At 73.8% G+C, this 16308-nt stretch carries 14 protein-coding genes; 9 read left to right on the top strand and 5 right to left on the bottom strand.

The genetic code is table 11. From position 1 onward, the window contains the following. From ACIRS1_RS14605 to ACIRS1_RS14580, 6 genes are all read left to right on the top strand, one after another. Window positions 1-975, top strand: a complete 975-nt coding sequence (locus ACIRS1_RS14605; protein WP_360211410.1) for a carbon-nitrogen hydrolase family protein — start codon at window positions 1-3, stop codon at window positions 973-975. Continuing rightward, window positions 972-2180 carry a cupin domain-containing protein gene (locus ACIRS1_RS14600; protein WP_402839401.1) on the top strand — a complete coding sequence of 403 codons (1209 nt, stop codon included), beginning with the start codon at window positions 972-974 and terminating at the stop codon, window positions 2178-2180. The genes ACIRS1_RS14605 and ACIRS1_RS14600 overlap by 4 nt, the downstream gene beginning before the upstream one ends. A 19-nt stretch (window positions 2181-2199) precedes the next feature. Then, the gene (locus ACIRS1_RS14595) at window positions 2200-3102 is read left to right on the top strand and encodes a fumarylacetoacetate hydrolase family protein (RefSeq protein WP_402839399.1); all 903 of its coding nucleotides are present in this window, start codon (window positions 2200-2202) and stop codon (window positions 3100-3102) included. Window positions 3103-3283: 181 nt separating this feature from the next. Next, window positions 3284-4042, top strand: a complete 759-nt coding sequence (locus ACIRS1_RS14590) for an Asp/Glu racemase (RefSeq protein ID WP_402839398.1) — start codon at window positions 3284-3286, stop codon at window positions 4040-4042. A gap of 52 nt (window positions 4043-4094) precedes the next feature. Then, entirely contained in the window at window positions 4095-4946 is an 852-nt protein-coding gene (locus tag ACIRS1_RS14585; RefSeq protein WP_402839396.1) for a PaaX family transcriptional regulator C-terminal domain-containing protein, read from the top strand. Next, window positions 4946-6574, top strand: a complete 1629-nt coding sequence (locus tag ACIRS1_RS14580; protein ID WP_402839394.1) for an amidohydrolase — start codon at window positions 4946-4948, stop codon at window positions 6572-6574. Before ACIRS1_RS14585 ends, ACIRS1_RS14580 begins: the two co-directional genes overlap by 1 nt. An 18-nt stretch (window positions 6575-6592) precedes the next feature. Here the strand turns inward: ACIRS1_RS14580 and ACIRS1_RS14575 are convergent, their stop codons facing one another. Then, window positions 6593-7180 (bottom strand): hypothetical protein, encoded by a 588-nt coding sequence (locus ACIRS1_RS14575; protein ID WP_402839392.1) that lies wholly within the window; start codon window positions 7178-7180, stop codon window positions 6593-6595. 120 nt (window positions 7181-7300) lie between these two features. Further along, on the bottom strand, window positions 7301-9694 hold the full coding sequence (locus tag ACIRS1_RS14570) for an ATP-binding cassette domain-containing protein (RefSeq protein WP_402839391.1): 2394 nt from the start codon (window positions 9692-9694) through the stop codon (window positions 7301-7303). A gap of 186 nt (window positions 9695-9880) precedes the next feature. On the opposite strand from ACIRS1_RS14570, the gene ACIRS1_RS14565 reads away from it, so the two are divergent. After that, complete coding sequence (locus ACIRS1_RS14565; RefSeq protein ID WP_402839389.1) at window positions 9881-10525, top strand: alpha-ketoglutarate-dependent dioxygenase AlkB; 645 nt, start codon at window positions 9881-9883, stop codon at window positions 10523-10525. A gap of 222 nt (window positions 10526-10747) precedes the next feature. Beyond that, a complete protein-coding gene (locus tag ACIRS1_RS14560) occupies window positions 10748-11551 on the top strand; it encodes a VOC family protein (protein ID WP_402839388.1) in 804 nt (267 codons plus the stop codon). 61 nt (window positions 11552-11612) lie between these two features. Here ACIRS1_RS14560 and ACIRS1_RS14555 read toward each other — a convergent pair whose 3' ends face one another. From ACIRS1_RS14555 to ACIRS1_RS14545, 3 genes are read right to left on the bottom strand one after another with little or no spacing between them, the layout of a single operon-like run. Beyond that, window positions 11613-12461, bottom strand: a complete 849-nt coding sequence (locus ACIRS1_RS14555; protein WP_360211430.1) for a carbohydrate ABC transporter permease — start codon at window positions 12459-12461, stop codon at window positions 11613-11615. Continuing rightward, on the bottom strand, window positions 12458-13438 hold the full coding sequence (locus ACIRS1_RS14550; protein ID WP_402839386.1) for a carbohydrate ABC transporter permease: 981 nt from the start codon (window positions 13436-13438) through the stop codon (window positions 12458-12460). Before ACIRS1_RS14550 ends, ACIRS1_RS14555 begins: the two co-directional genes overlap by 4 nt. A gap of 37 nt (window positions 13439-13475) precedes the next feature. Continuing rightward, on the bottom strand, window positions 13476-14786 hold the full coding sequence (locus tag ACIRS1_RS14545; RefSeq protein WP_402839384.1) for an extracellular solute-binding protein: 1311 nt from the start codon (window positions 14784-14786) through the stop codon (window positions 13476-13478). Window positions 14787-15155: 369 nt separating this feature from the next. Between ACIRS1_RS14545 and ACIRS1_RS14540 the strand changes: the two genes are divergently transcribed. Then, complete coding sequence (locus tag ACIRS1_RS14540; protein WP_360211436.1) at window positions 15156-16007, top strand: IclR family transcriptional regulator; 852 nt, start codon at window positions 15156-15158, stop codon at window positions 16005-16007. Window positions 16008-16308: the final 301 nt, after the last annotated feature.

The raw sequence follows: 16308 nt of genomic DNA, 5'->3' as shown, positions 1-16308 counted from the left end.
GTGCCGGACCTGCCCCGCTTCACCGCCGCGGCCGTCCAGGCCGCCCCCGTCTACCTGGACCCGGCCGCCACCGTGGACAAGGCCGTCGCACTGATCCACGAGGCGGCCGGCCACGGCGCCTCCCTGGTGGTCTTCCCCGAGGTCTTCGTCCCCGGCTACCCGTACTGGAACTGGACGATGAACCCCGTGCAGGGCTCGCCCTGGTACGAGCGGCTCTACCGGGCCTCCGTGGACGTGCCCGGCCCGTACGTGGACACCCTGCGCGCCGCCGCCCGGCAGGCCGGGGTGGTGCTGGTGATCGGCGTGAACGAGCGCGGGCGGCACAGCCTGGGCGTGCTGTACAACACCCTGCTGATCATCGGCGCGGACGGCGAACTCCTCGGCGTGCACCGCAAGCTGGTGCCGACGTGGGCCGAGAAGCTGACCTGGACGCCCGGCGACGGCAGCTCCCTACGCGTCCACCGGACGGCCGTCGGCCCGCTCGGCGCCCTCGCCTGCGGGGAGAACACCAACACCCTGGCCCGCTTCACCCTGCTGGCCCAGGGCGAACTCGTGCACGCCGCGAGCTACATCGCCCTGCCGGTGGCCCCCGAGGACTACGACATGGCGGAGGCGATCGCGCTGCGCGCCGCCGCCCACTGCTTCGAGGGCAAGCTGTTCACCGTGGTCGCCTGCTCCACCGTCTCGCCCGAGATCGTCGACGTCGTCGCGGGCGGGGACCAGGAGGTGCGCAAGCTGCTCGCCCGGCCGCGCAGCGCGCTGTCCGGCGTCTTCGGCCCCGACGGGCGGGCCGTGGTCGAGCCGTTGGTGGACGAGGAGGGCATCGTCTACGCCGAGATCGACCTCGCGCGGTGCATCCAGCCCAAGCAGATGCACGACATCGTCGGCCACTACAACCGCTTCGACGTCTTCCGGCTGCACGTGGACAACCGTCCGCTGCGGCCGCTGGTACTCCCCGAGGAGGAGCAGGCATGACCAGCCGAGGTGGGACGACCGACCGCGACCGACCGGACGGCCCGGAGGAGCCGAACGGCCCCGGCCGCCCGGGCAACCCGGGCCACCCGGGCGACGGCTACGACGACGACCGGATCGGCCGGGCCAGGGTCACCGACAGCCCGGAACTCGTCGCCTACTACGAGGAGTTGGCCAAGCACGAGGCCGGCGCCCTGTGGACGGTCGCGAACGAGATCGAGCCCTGGTACCCGCAGCCCAGGTCGGTGCCGGTGCTCTGGCGCTACGCGGACCTGCGCCCGCTGGTCCGCAAGGCGCTGCCGCTGGTCAAGGCCGACGACGCGGGCCGCCGGGTGGTCATGCTCGTCAACCCCGGCCGACGCGAACTCAGCGCCGCCGTCGGCCTGTTGTACACCGGCCTGCAGATCATGGGCCCCGGCGAGGCGATGACGGCGCACCGCCACCAGGCCGCCGCGCTGCGCTTCGTCCACGAGGGCACCGGCGCCTGGACGGTGGTGGACGGGCAGAAGCTCAGGGTCGGCCCGCGCGACTTCGCGATCACCCCCAACAACACCTGGCACGAGCACGGGAACGAGTCCGCGGACGGCCCGGTGATCTGGCAGGACGGCCTGGACATCCCGCTGGTCAACATGCTCGACGCGAACTTCTACGAGGTCCACCCCGAGCTGTACCAGCGCCCCGGGCCGGTGGTGAACTCCTCACTGCTGAGCTACGGCGGCAACCTGCTCCCGTACGGCGTCGAGAAGTGGAGCCGCCCGTACTCCCCGCTGCTCGGCTGGCCGTGGGAGCCCAGCTACCACGCGCTGGGCCAACTCGCCCGCGCCACCGAGGGATCGCCCTACGACGGCGTCGTCATGGAGTACACCAACCCGGTCACCGGCGGCTCGGTGATGCCGACCATGGCCGCCCACCTGCAGCTGCTGCGCCCCGGGCAGGCCACCCGCGCCCACCGGCACACCGGCTCCGTCGTCTACACCGCGGCCAAGGGGCACGGCGTCTCGGTGATCGCCGGGCGGCGCTTCGAGTGGCGCGAGGGCGACGTCTTCGTCGTCCCGTCCTGGGCCTGGCACGAGCACGCGAACCTCGACCCCGGCGAGGACGCCTGCCTGTTCTCGTTCAACGACTTCCCGGTGATGCACGCGCTCGGTCTCCACCGCGAGGAGGCCTACCCGGACCACGACGGGCACCAGCCCGTCACCCCGTGCTGAACCCCGAGGAGATCCGACCATGCACCTGTTGACCTACTGCGCCGACGGCGACGACACCCCGCGCCCCGGTGCCCGGCTCGGCGAGCACGTCGCCGACCTGACCGCCCTCGCCGCCTCAGCCGGCGCCGCGCTGCCGCCCGACCTCCTCGGCCTGGTCCGGGCGGGCGCGCCCGCCCTGGCCACCCTCCGCACCCTGCTGGCCCCGGTCGGCCCCGGCCACCCCGCCGTCCGGCCGCTCTCCAGCATCTCGCTGCGCGCGCCGCTGCGCCCCGGCAAGATCGTCGGCGTCGGCCTCAACTACCTGGAGCACGTCGACGAGTCGCACCGCACCCTGGACACCGACCGCGAACTGCCCGACCGCCCGGTGCTGTTCGGCAAGCCGGCCACCGCCGTCACCGGCCCCGGCCAGCCCATCCTGCACAACGCGGCGCTCACCAAGCAGCTGGACTGGGAGTGCGAACTCGCCGTGGTGATCGGCGAACCCGCCTTCCGGGTGGCCGAGCGGGACGCCCTGCGGCACGTCTTCGGCTACAGCATCGTGAACGACGTCAGCGCCCGCGACCAGCGCCGCTCCGGGCAGTGGTTCTTCTCCAAGGGGCAGGACAGCTACGCGCCGTTCGGCCCGGTCGTGGTCACCGCCGACGAGATCCCCGACCCGCAGCGGCTCGACCTCTCACTGCGGGTCAACGGCGAGCTGCGGCAGGACTCCAACACCCGCCACATGCTGTTCGGCGTCGCCCGGCTGATCGCCGACATCTCCTCCGGCGTCACGCTGGAACCCGGGGACGTGATCGCCACCGGCTCACCCTCGGGCGTCGGCGCCGGGATGGTGCCCCCGCAGTTCCTCCAGCCCGGGGACCTGGTCGAGGCCACCATCGAGGGCATCGGCACCCTCGCCAACCCGGTGGTCGACGCCCGCTGAGGACCGGCCCGCCCGCACCGGCCCCGGGCGACGCACACCCGCCCCGGGCCGTTTGCCGCCCGTCGCCCGTCGCCCGTCGCCCGTCGCCCGTCGCATTCCGCGCACGCGCACCGCGCACCGCGCACCGCGCACCGCGCACCGCGCACCGCACTCTCCGACGCACGCCGAGAGGAGCACCCCCGTGACCACCTACCGGATCGGCCAGATCGTCCCCAGCTCCAACGTCACCATGGAGACCGAGGTCCCCGCCCTGCTGCGGGCCCGCGAGGCGGTCGCGCCCGAGCGGTTCACCTTCCACTCCAGCCGGATGCGGATGACCAGGGTCACCCCCGAGCAGCTGCGCGCCATGGACGCCGAGTCGGACCGCTGCGCCACCGAGCTCTCCGACGCCCGGGTCGACGTGCTCGGCTACGCCTGCCTGGTCGCCGTGATGGCCGCCGGGCCCGGCTACCACCGCGAGGCCGAGCAGCGGCTGCACCGACGCACCGCCGACAACGGCGCCCCCGCCCCGGTGGTCACCAGCGCCGGCGCCCTGGTCTCCGGGCTGCGCGTGCTCGGAGCCCGCAGGGTCGTCCTGGTCACCCCGTACCTGAAGCCGCTGGCCCGGACCGTGGTCGACTACCTGGGGCACGAGGGCGTCGAGGTGCTCGACCACGCGGCCCTGGAGATCCCCGACAACCTCGACGTGGCCGCCCACGACCCGGCGCGGCTGCCCGGCATCGCCAAACGGCTCGACCACGCCGGGGCCGACGCGGTGGTCCTCTCCGCCTGCGTGCAGATGCCCTCGCTGGCCGCCGTCGAGGAGGCCGAGCAGCAGCTCGGCAAGCCGGTCGTCTCGGCGGCGATCTGCACCGTCCACCAGCTGCTCCGCGCCCTCGGCCTGCCGGCCTTCGCCCCGGGCGCCGGGCAGCTGCTCTCCGGCGCCCACGCGCAGGCCTGACCGCCGTCGGCCGCCGCTATGATCACACGAGCTGCCGGGGAGGAGGCCCACCATGGCGGAGAGCACGTCCCGGCCCAGCTCGCTGATCCACACCGTCTACGGCGAGTTCGTCCGCCGCCTCGACGGCTGGATATCGATCGCCGACCTGATCGCGCTGATGGCCGAGCTCGACGTCGACGGCCCCGCCGTCCGCTCGGCGATCTCCCGGCTCAAGAAGGCCGGCACCCTGCTCCAGGAACGCCGCGGCGGCACCGGCTACCGGCTCGCCCCGGCGATGGCCCCGGTGTTCGAGGAGGGCGACCGCCGGATCTTCCACAGCCTGGAGCCCGCCGAACTCGCCGACGGCTGGGTGGTGGCCGTCTTCTCCGTCCCGGAGTCCGAACGGGCCCACCGCCACCAGCTGCGCTCCCGGCTGAGCTGGCTCGGCTTCGGCAACGCCGCCCCCGGCGTCTGGCTCGCCCCCGCCCGGCTGCTGCCGGACGCCCGGCGCCTGCTCGAACGCCTCGGTCTGACCCCCTACGTCCACCTGTTCCTCTCCGCCGAGTACGCCGGCTTCGCCGACCTGCGCACCGCGGTGGCCGGCTGGTGGGACTTCCCCGCCATCGAGGCGCAGTACGCGGCCTTCGACGACGCGTGGCGCCCGGTCGCCGCCGAGCTGCGGCCCCGGCCCCGGACCGACCCGGTCGAGGCGTTCCGCGCCTACGTGCCGATGCTCACGCAGTGGCGCCGGCTGCCCTACCTCGACCCCGGCCTGCCCGAACCGCTGCTGCCCGACGACTGGAACGCGGTGGCCGCCAGGGCCGTCTTCACCGAGCTGCACGCCCAGCTCGCCGGGCCCGCGCTGCGCCACGTCGAGAAGGTCACCGGCCTGCCCACCGGCACCCCACCCCACCAGGAGCCGTGATGCCCGCCCCCGAACCCGCCGACCTCCTGGTCCGCGCCGCCACCGTGCACACCCTCGTCCCCGGCGAAGCGCCGCAGCGCGCACTCGCCGTCACCGGCACCCGGATCACCGCGCTGTCCCCCGAGCCGCACGGCCTGGACGCCCTGGTCGGACCGGCCACCCGGGTCCTCGACGCCCCCGGCGCCACCGTGCTGCCCGCCTTCGACGACACCCACACCCACCTCGTCCTGGCCGGTCACAGCGTCCACGGCGTCCCCGTCCACCAGGCCCGGGACCTCGCCGGGTTCCTCGGCCTGATCCGCGAACGGGCCGCCCGCACCCCCGCCGGGCAGTGGATCCACACCACCGTCAACTGGCAGGAGGTGCAGTTGGCCGAGCAGCGGATGCCCACCACCGAGGAGCTCGACGGAGCCGCCGCCGACCACCCCGTCCTGGTCCGCCGCGGCGCCTACAACATGGTGCTCAACTCGGCCGCACTGCGGCTGGCCGGGATCACCGCCGCCACCCCCGCCCCGCCCGGCGGGGTGATCGAACGCGACGCGCACGGACGGCTGACCGGACGCCTGGTCAACAAGGCCGTCGAGCTGGTCGAGCGCATCCTGCCGCGGCCCGCGCTCGCCGAACGGATCGACGGCCTGCGCGCCGCCTCCGCCGACTACGCCGCCACCGGCATCGGCACCGTCCGGGACTGCCTCGTCCCCGTCGAGGACCTCCCGGTGCTGGACGCCGCCCGCGCGGCCGACGCGCTCGCCGTCCGCGTCCGCGCCCTCGTCTCCGGCTTCGCCACCCGCACCCCGGAGCAGGTCGACGGCCTGCTGGACCGGATGGACGCCTGGCGCGCCGAGGGCCGGGACGACGACCTGCTCCGGCTGTGGGGCGTCAAGTTCGGCATCGACGGCGGTTTCGAGGCCGGCGCCCTGGAGGAGCCCTACCAGGGGCAGCCCTGCTACCACGGCCGGCTGCTCTGGGAACCGGCCGAGCTGGTCGCGGCCGTCGACCGGGTGGTCGGGCGCGGCTGGCGGGTCGGTGTGCACGCCTGGGGCGACCGCGGCCTGCGCACCCTGCTGGACGTCTTCGAGGAGGTGCTGAAGCACCGCCCCGGCCTGCCGCCCGGCACCCTGGTGGTCGAGCACGGCGGACTGGCCCGGGCCGACCAGCGGGCCCGGGCGATCGCGCTCGGCGTCCCGGTGACCGTCCAGCACCCGCTGCTGCACGACGGCGCGCTCGCCCAGCAGCGGGCCTGGGGCGAGGAACGGACCGCCGGGATCTTCCCGTTGCGCGAGTGGCTCGACGAGGGCGCGCTGCTCGCCGCCGGCTCGGACTTCCCGGTCGGCCCGTACGGCGCGATGATCTCGGTGTGGGGCATGACCACCCGCCGGACCACGGCGGGGGTGGTCGGTCCCGAGCACGCCATCGACCGGGCCGAGGCCGTCGCGCTGCACACCGTCCACGCGGCCCGTCTGGTCGGCGAGAGCGCCGACCGCGGCAGCCTGCGCCCGGGCGCGCTCGCCGACCTGACGCTCTGGCCGGTCGATCCGCTGAGCTGCCCGGTCGACGAGCTGCGCGAGCTCCGGCCCGACCGCACCGTGATCGGCGGCCGCACGGTGCACGGGGCCGGGAGCGCATAGGGTCTGTCCGGCGGGACCCTACGGTCCGGCGGGACGCACCTCCTGGAGCAGGCCCCAGGTGAAGTCGGCGGTGCAGGAGCGGGCCCGGCCGTCCGCGTCCGGCGCCGTGAAGTCGAGCCGGAAGCGGGTCGGCGCACTGCCCTCCCGCGGCCGGGCGGGCGGGAACGCCGCGCCCAGGTCGGCCACCACGCAGCTCCACGGGGTCAGGTCGGCGAGCGTCGCCGGCCGCGGTGCCGGGGCACCCGGGGCCCGGACCAGCCACTCGTTCAGCAGCGGCCGGCCCGCGTCCGCCGGCCCGACCAGGCTCTCGAAGCGCAGGTCGGGCCAGAGCAGCAGCGGCCACTGCCGCGCGGTGCAGGCGAGGTCCCCGATCCGGCGCGGTACCGTCGCCTCCGGCGGGCCGAGCACGGCGGCGCAGCGGTCGGCACCGCGCGGGGACCGGGGCGAGCGGAGCATCGCCTGCCAGCGCTTGTTCGCCTCCCGCATCGCCGGCCTGCTCGCCCCCAGCCGCCGCACGGCCGCCTCGACCAGGTCGGGGTTGAAGTCGGCCATCCGCCGCAGCAGCACGAGCTGGAACTCGGTGGGCCCGAAACCGTGGATCGCCATGGCAGCAGGCTAGGGCCTGTCCCGCAGGTCCGGCGGGTCCTGCCGGGCGTACGGACCCACCGGACCCACCGGACGGGCCGTCGGGCCGTCGGGCCGTCGGGCCGTCGGGCCGTCGGGCCGTCAGCCGCCGACGTAGGCGGCGAGGTGCTCGCCGGTGAGCGTGGAACGGGCGGCGACCAGGTCGGCCGGGGTGCCCTCGAAGACGACCCGGCCGCCCTCGTGACCGGCGCCGGGTCCGAGGTCGATGATCCAGTCGGCGTGCGCCATCACGGCCTGGTGGTGCTCGATGACGATCACCGACTTGCCGGAGTCCACCAACCGGTCCAGCAGGCCGAGCAGCTGCTCGACGTCGGCGAGGTGCAGCCCGGTGGTCGGCTCGTCGAGGACGTAGACGCCGCCCTTCTCGGCCATGTGGGTGGCCAGCTTGAGCCGCTGCCGCTCGCCGCCGGAGAGCGTGGTGAGCGGCTGCCCGAGGCTGACGTAGCCGAGTCCGACGTCGGCGAGGTGGCCGAGGATGCGGTGGGCGGCCGGGGTGCGCGCCTCGCCCTCCCCGAAGAACGCCTCGGCCTCGGACACCGGCATCGCGAGCACCTCGCTGATGTCGCGGCCGCCGAAGCGGTACTCCAGCACCGAGGCCTGGAACCGCTTGCCCTCGCACTCGACGCAGGTGCTGGCGATGCCGGCCATCATCGCCAGGTCGGTGTAGGTCACGCCGGCGCCGTTGCAGGTGGGGCAGGCGCCCTCGGAATTGGCGCTGAACAGAGCCGGCTTGACGCCGTTGGCCTTGGCGAAGGCCTTGCGGATCGGGTCGAGCAGCCCGGTGTAGGTGGCCGGGTTGCTGCGCCGCGAGCCCTTGATCGGCGACTGGTCGACGGCCACCACGCCCTCCCCGCGCGAGACCGAGCCGTGGATCAGCGAGCTCTTGCCGGAGCCGGCCACGCCGGTGACCACGCACAGCACGCCGAGCGGGACGTCCACGTCGACGTCCCGCAGGTTGTTCGCCGTCGCGCCGCGGATCTCCAGGGCGCCGGTCGGCGTGCGCACCGTCGGCTTGACGGCCGCCCGGTCGTCGAAGTGCCGGCCGGTGACGGTGCCGCTGGCCCGCAGCCCGTCGACGGTGCCCTCGAAGCAGACGTCGCCGCCCGCCGTGCCGGCTCCGGGGCCCAGGTCGACGACGTGGTCGGCGATCGCGATGGTCTCCGGCTTGTGCTCGACGACGAGCACCGTGTTGCCCTTCTCCCGCAGGCGCAGCAGGAGTTCGTTCATCCGCTGGATGTCGTGCGGGTGCAGGCCGGTGGTGGGCTCGTCGAAGACGTACGTGACGTCCGTGAGCGCGGAGCCGAGGTGGCGGATCATCTTGACGCGCTGCGCCTCGCCGCCGGAGAGCGTGCCGGAGGGCCGGTCGAGCGAGAGGTAGCCGAGTCCGATCTCCACGAAGGAGTCGAGGGTGTGCCGCAGGGTGCCGAGCAGCGGCGCGACCGACGGCTCCGCGAGGTCGCGGACCCAGTCGGCGAGGTCGCTGATCTGCATCGCGCAGGCGTCGGCGATGCTGATCCCGCCGACCTTGGAGGAGCGGGCGGCCGCGCTGAGCCGGGTGCCGTCGCAGTCGGGGCAGGCGGTGAAGGTGACGGCACGGTCGACGAAGGCGCGGATGTGCGGCTGCAGGGCCTCGCGGTCCTTGGAGAGCATCGACTTCTGGAGCTTGGGGATCAGGCCCTCGTAGGTGAGGTTGACGCCGTTGACCTTGACCTTGGTGGGCTCGCGGTGGAGGAAGTCGTGCATCTCCTTCTTGGTGTACCGGCGGATCGGCTTGTCCGGGTCGAGGAAGCCGGAGTTGGCGTAGACGCCGACCGTCCACCAGCTGTCCGTCTTCCAGCCGGGGATCGTGATGGCGCCCTCGGAGATCGACTTGGTGTCGTCGAAGAGCTGGGTGAGGTCGATGTCGGAGATCCGGCCGCGGCCCTCGCAGCGCGGGCACATGCCGCCGGTGATGCTGAAGCTGCGCTTCTCCCTGACGGTCTGCCCGGAGCGTTCCACGGTGATCGCGCCGGCGCCGCTGACCGAGGGGACGTTGAAGGAGAACGCCTGGGGCGAGCCGATGTGCGGCTCGCCGAGCCGGCTGAACAGGATCCGCAGCATGGCGTTGGCGTCGGTGGCGGTGCCGACGGTGGAGCGCGGGTCCGCCCCCATCCGCTGCTGGTCGACGATGATCGCGGTGGTCAAGCCCTCCAGGACGTCCACCTCGGGGCGGGCCAGCGTCGGCATGAAGCCCTGGACGAAGGCGCTGTAGGTCTCGTTGATCAGCCGCTGGGACTCGGCGGCGATGGTGTCGAAGGCCAGGGAGCTCTTGCCCGAGCCGGACACGCCGGTGAACACCGTCAGCCGGCGCTTGGGGATCTCGACGCTGACGTCCTTGAGGTTGTTCACCCGGGCCCCGTGCACGCGGATCATGTCGTGGCCGTCGGCGCCGTACGCGGCGGACGGCTGCGCCGCCGTCCTCCTGGGCTTGCTCATCGTCTCTCCATCCGTGGGGCGGGGCTGCGAGGGGGCGGGCCGTCGTCGCGGTGGTCGCCGACGCCTCCCGGGAGCCCGTGGACGGCGACCGGCCCGGCACCTCCGAAGCCTAACCGGCGGGCGCGGGCGCACGTCGCGCAGACCACTATTCGCGCACTCGTTCGAATCCGGGCGTACGCTGGCCCCATGCACAGCACCGTCCACCTCCAGCCCTCGCTGTTCGACGACGCCGGCGACGACGGCGAGGTCCGCCTCGGGGCGCTCACCGGGCTGCGCCGCACCGCGCTCGGCGACGGGGCCTGGCTGGACGTGCTGCCCGGATGGCTGCACGGCGCCGACCTGCTGTTCGAACACCTGGCCGCGACCGTGCCGTGGCGGGCCGAACGGCGCGAGATGTACGAGCGGACGGTCGACGTCCCCCGGCTGCTCGCCTCCTACCCGGCGGACGCCGAACCCCCGCACCCCGTGCTCGGCCGGGCCCGGACGGCGCTGAGCCGGCACTACGCGCAGGAGCTCGGCGAGCCCTTCCGCACCCTCGGCCTCTGCTACTACCGGGACGGCCGGGACAGCGTGGCCTGGCACGGCGACCGGATCGGGCGCGGCGCCCGCGAGGACACCATGGTGGCGATCCTCTCCGTCGGCGAGCCGCGCGCGCTGCTGCTGCGGCCCCGGGGCGGGGGCGGTCCGGTGGTCCGGCGCCCGCTCGGCCACGGGGACCTGGTGGTGATGGGCGGCTCCTGCCAGCGGACCTGGGAACACGCTGTCCCGAAGACGGCCCGGCCGGTGGGCCCGCGGATCAGCGTCCAGTTCCGGCCGCACGGGGTGGCCTGACCCGCGGACCCGACCTGCGGACCCGACCCCTGACACTTCCCGCGGACCCGACCCGCGGGCACGAAGGCACGGACCCTTCCCCGGACCGGCGGCGCGGACCGCGCCCGGGTTCCGGCCGCGGGGCGCGGTCGGCTCCGTGGCAGCCGCCGGAACCCACCGGTTGCCGCCGCCCGGCCGGACGCGGACGCTGGCCAGTGGGGCGCCCGGCACGGAGGAGGCCTCATGCCGAAGGCCGGCAGGTACCACGAGGGCGTCCCGTGCTGGGTCGTGCTGACGACGCCGGACCTGCCGCGGGCACAGCGGTTCTACGGCGCGCTGTTCGACTGGGGGTTCGTGCCGACCGGCCCCGCAGAGGCCGTCGCCACCCGGTACGGCGCGCAGGTCGCCGCGATCGCGGCACCCACGGCGGCCGGGGCACCGGAGGGGGCGGGGGAGCCGGAAGCCGCCGCGGCGTCCGGTGCGCCGGACGCCGCGTGGACGACCTACCTCGCCTGCGCCGACCTCCCGCACACGGCCGCCCTGGTCCGGGCCGCGGGCGGCCGGTTCGTCCGCGAGCCGTACGAGGTCCCCGACCAGGGGCACGCCGCCCTCGCCGTCGACCCGCTCGGAGCGGTCTTCGGCCTCTGGCGGGCCGGCGCGATCGACGGCGCGGGCCTGGTCGACGAGCCCGGCGCGTTCGCCTGGAACGAGCACCGGTCCCCCGCGCCGGACACCGCCCGGGACTTCTACCACCGTGTGTTCGGCTACGGCTACGACCGGCCGGCCGCCGGCTCCACCGTCTTCCGCGTGGACGGCCGCCCGGCCGGCGGCATCGGCCCCGCCGGGACGGGCGCCCCCGCCTGGCTGACCCACTTCGCGACGGCCGACGCCGACCGCGCGGCCGCCCTGGTCCGGGCCCTGGGCGGCACCGTGCTGACCGGCCCCGGGCCGACGCCGTTCGGCCGCGCGGCCCTGGTCCGGGACGACGCCGGCGCCCTGTTCACACTGATCGGCGTCCCGCCCGGCGAGTCCGCGGCGGCCGCCTGAGCCGGCTGGGTCCGAAGGAGGGGGCCCGGGCCCGCCGGCGCCGCCGGAGGGGCGGCCGCGGTCAGTCCTTCACCGCGCCCGCGAGCCCGGAGACCAGCTTGCGCTGGACGGCGACGAAGAACACCAGCACCGGGACGGTCATCAGGGTGGACGCCGCCATGATGCCGCCCCAGTCGTTCTCGTCCGGCTTGAAGAAGACCAGCAGGGCGGACGGCAGGGTCTGGTTCTCGGTGGCACTGATGATGAAGGTCTTCGCGAACACGAAGTCGTTCCACGCCGCGATGAAGGAGAACACGCTGGTCGCCGCGAGGCCCGGCGCCACCAGGGGCAGCAGGATCCGCCACAGGATGCGGGTGCGGCTGGCTCCGTCGATCTGCGCGGCCTCCTCGATGGACACCGGCACCGCGGCGACGAATCCGCGCATCATCCAGATGCCGAACGGCAGCGAGAACGCCAACTGCACCAGGACCAGCGAGGCCAGGGTGTTCAGCCCGACCCCCGGGGCGAACCGCCCGGCGTCGCGGAACATGAAGAACAGCGGGATGGTCAGCGCCTCGACCGGGATCATCTGGGCGATCAGGAACATCACCATCACGGTGGTGCGGAACCGGAACCTGAACCTGGTCACGGCCACCGCGGCGAGGAACACCACGACCGCCGAGAGCACCACCACCGACAGCGCGACGACCAGGCTGTTCACGAAGTACCGGCCGAAGCCGTCCACGCTGAGCACCTGGCGGAAGCTCTCCAGCGTGGGGTGGGCCGTCCACGGCTTCGGGTCCAGCGACTGCACCTCGCCCTTGGGCTTGAAGGCGGAGAGCACCATCCAGAAGACCGGGAAGGCGGTGGCCGCCGCCAGCACGAGCGCACTGGTGTCGGCGGCGAGGCGCCACCGGCTGCGGGAGTTCACAGGTCGTTCCCCGTCCGTCGGAGGGTGCGGATGTAGAGGACCGTAGGGATCACCAGGACCAGCAGCATGATCACGCCGATCGCCGCGCCCAGCCCGTACTGCGAGGAGGCGAACGCCTTCTGGTACGCGTACACGTTCAGCACGAGGTTCTGGCCGGCGATGCCCCCGCCCTCGGTCATCACGTAGATCTGGGTGAAGACCTTGAAGTCCCAGATCACCGACTGGATCACCACGATCGTCAGGATCGGCCGCAGCATCGGTGCCGTGATCCGCCGGAAGGTCGTCCAGGTGTTGGCGCCGTCCAGCGCGGCGGCCTCGAGGATCTCCTCCGGGATCGCGCGGATCCCCGCGTAGAGGGTGACCATCACGAAGGGGAAGGAGTGCCACACCACGACGGCGCCGACGATCAGGAACGCCGTCCACTTGTCGTAGAACCAGTTGAACTCGTGGAAGCCGGTCAGCCCGAGTCGCACCAGCGTGTGGTTGACCAGGCCGAGGTTGGTGTCGAACAGGAAGCTCCAGACCGTCGACCCCGTCATCGCCGGCGCCGCCCAGGCCGCCGTCGCGGCGGTGGTCAGCACCAGCCGGGGCCAGCGGCCGACCCTGGTCAGCAGCACGGCCAGCGCGGCGCCGACGGCCAGGGTGGCGAGCACGCAGAACGCGGCGAAGCCGACCGTCTGCAGCAGCACCGACCAGAACTGGCCGTCCTGGAGGATCCTCGTGTAGTTGCCGAGGCCGACGAAGGACGTCGGGGCCCCGCCGGAGGCCTGCGCCTGCCCGAAGTCCAGCACGGACAACAGGCCCAACTGGTAGATCGGATAGGCGACCAGCGGGACCAGGACGACCGCGGCCGGCAGGAGCAGCAGCAGCGGGGTTCGGCGGCGCCGGCCGCCCGGGGGTGCGGCCGGCGCCGGACCCCCGCGGCGACCGCCCGGGGAGGGCGGCGCCGCCGGGGCGGTCGTGGTGGGGACGGACACGTGCGGGACCTGCTCTCTTCCACGGGCCGGGGCGGGGTCAGTGCGCGGCGAAGGCGGAGGTGATCTGGCCCGCCGCGTCACCGGACGCCTTGGCCACGTCCGCCTTGCCGGTGACGACCTGTTGCAGCATGGTCGGGATCACCGACTGGGCGTCGATCTGCGCCCAGGCCTGGTCCAGCGGCACGAACCTGGTGCCCGCCGCGATGGTGTCGGTGAACGGCTTCAGGAAGGCGTCCTTGGCCGCGACCCTGGCACTGACGGACCTGAGCGTCGGCAGGTTGCCCATCGCGTCGTACATCTGCTCCTGGTACGCGGGGCCGGCCAGCAGCCGGGCGAACTCCACCGCGAGGGTCCGGTGCTTGGCCGCCTTCATCACGCCGAGGTTGTTGCCGCCCGCGAAGGCCGGCGCGATCGAACCGGCCTTCTCCCCCGGCAGCGGCACCACACCGTACTTCCCCTTCACCGCGCCCGCGTCGACCTTGCTGCGGCTGGAGTTGGGCAGGATCGCCATCGCCGACTTGCCGGCCGCGAACAGGTCCACGGTCTTGCCGCCGGTGAGGTCGGCGCACTGCTGGGCGGGGCAGCCGTCGGCACCGAAGAGGTCGGTGTAGCGCTTGATCCCGGCCTGCGAGGCCGGCGAGTCGATGGCCGCCTTGTAGGCCGTGCCGTCCTTGGCCGCGATGTCGCCGCCCGCGTCCCAGACGAACGGCAGCGCGCCGAAGGTGTACTTGCCGCCGACGGCGATGCCGAAGGTGTCGGGGTGCGCCGCGTGGATGCTCCGGGTGGCCGCGACGAGGTCGGCGTACGAGGCCGGCGGGGCGAGCCCGGCCTCGGTGAACAGGTCGCTGCGGTAGTAGAGGGCGCGGACACCGACCCACCAGGGCAGCCCGTAGGTCCTGCCGTCCACGACGGCGGTCCTGGCGATCGCCGGGTCCAGGTCGCCCTTGTCCGGCCAGGCGTCCAGGTCGGCGCCGATGTCGGCGAGGCCGCCCGCGGCGACGTAGCCGGGGAGGTCGGTGTTGCCGAACTCCACCAGGTCGGGGGCGCTGTTGGGGTCGTTGAAGGCGCCCTTCATCTTGGCCGCGCGGGCCGAGGCGTCGGTGTCGATGTAGCCGACCCGGACGGTGACGCCCTGGTGGGAGGCCTGGAACTCGCCGACCGCCTTGGCGATCACCGCCTCCTTGGCCGCGTTGCCGGCCTCGTTGTACAGCCAGACCTGGAGGGTGCCCGTCCGGTCGTCGCCGGCCCGGTCCGCGGCCGGTGCCGCGGTGCCCGGAGCACAGGCCGTCGCGGCGAGGCAGCCGGCGGCGAGGACGACGGCCGCGGCACTCCGTCCGATGAGTCGCATGGGTGAGGACCTCCCCTCCCGACAGTTGCCGCCGAGACGCGCGCCGTTGGGGACGGGTACGTCGAAGCGGGCCCTGACCGGGGCCGATGGTGGGTGTGGGTGGTGGACGGCCCGGACGCACGCGACGGCGTCCCGGGCAGGCCGGTGTGAGGGTGCGGCACGGCGGACCGTTCGGGTGGGACGGCCCGCCTGCTCGATGGCAGGGACGTTAGGCGCGGGCGATCGGCGCCAACAAGAGGCGGTTCGGGAAGTTTTGCACTGCACAACGTTGTGTCGAAGAAGCGGCGGAGCCGACTCGAACGGGTACGTTCTGACCACCGCCGCCGCAGGGCGCGGGACCACCGGCAGCACGAGACGAGGGACGGACCCATGACGGAGACGGGCCCCGGGGCCGCGACCGACCAGCCCGCGGGCACTGGTGCCGGTGCCGGCCGGAAGGCCACGACCGAGCGCAACCAGTCGTCCTCGCTGCGCCGGGCACTCGCCGTCCTCGGCCACGTCCGCGACCACGGCGACGGCCGCGGCGTCCCGCTCGCCCAGCTCGCCGAGGCCCTCGACCTCAACAAGAGCACCGTGCTCCGGCTCGCCGGCCCGCTGCTCGACGAACACCTCCTCGACCGCGACCGCGAGACCGGCTGGTTCCGCCTCGGCCACGGCTCACTGCGCCTCGGCCAGGCCTACCTGTCCACCCTCGACCTGCGCAGCGTCGCCGCCGAACACCTGCGCCGGCTCCAGCGCGAGGCCGGGGAGACCGTCCACCTGACCGTCTGGCAGGCCCCGGGGATCGTCTACCTCGACAAGGTCGAGGACGAGACCAACGTCCGGATGGCCTCGCGCGTCGGCAGCCGGGCCCCCGCCTACTGCACCGCCACCGGAAAGGCCATCCTCGCCTGGCTCCCCGACGAGGCCGTCACCGAGGTCGTCGCCGCCGGGCTGCGCCCCGTCACGGCCTGGACCATCTCCGACGAGCCCCGCCTACGGGCCGACCTCGCCCGGATCCGCGCCCGCGGCTACTCCATCGACGACCGCGAGAACGAACCCGAGGTCCGCTGCGTGGCCGCACCGATCTTCGACCACACCGGCGAGGTGACCGCGGCCCTGTCCGTCTCCGGCCTGACCTCCCGCATGACGGCCGCCCGGGTCCGCGCACTCGGCCCGGTCGTCGCCCAGGCCGGCCTGCGGATCTCCCGCGAACTCGGCTCCGACCGCCAGCCGTCCTGATCCACCCCGGAAAAACGGAAAAGGCCCGGCACCCCGAAAGGCACCGGACCCCGTCCGGAATAGAGCGCCAGGCCCGGGTCGCACGGACTCTCCCTACTGAAAGTAGGACGTGCTCTGGTAGCACCACTGACGCCTGACGAGGAATCATCTCCCTCGCAACGAGAAGAACACTAACACCCGAACACCGGAACGCCCAAGCCGCCCGATCCACCCCGGAAAAACGGAAAAGGCCCGGCACCCCGAAAGGCACCGGACCCCGTCCGGAATAGAGCGCCAGGCCCGGGTCGCACGGACTCTCCCT

The sequence above is a fragment of the Kitasatospora sp. NPDC101176 genome, assembly GCF_044768035.1.
Classification (GTDB): domain Bacteria; phylum Actinomycetota; class Actinomycetes; order Streptomycetales; family Streptomycetaceae; genus Kitasatospora.
The sequence above is the reverse complement of the archived record's forward strand: the minus strand, read 5'-3'. Positions and strand labels throughout refer to the sequence as shown.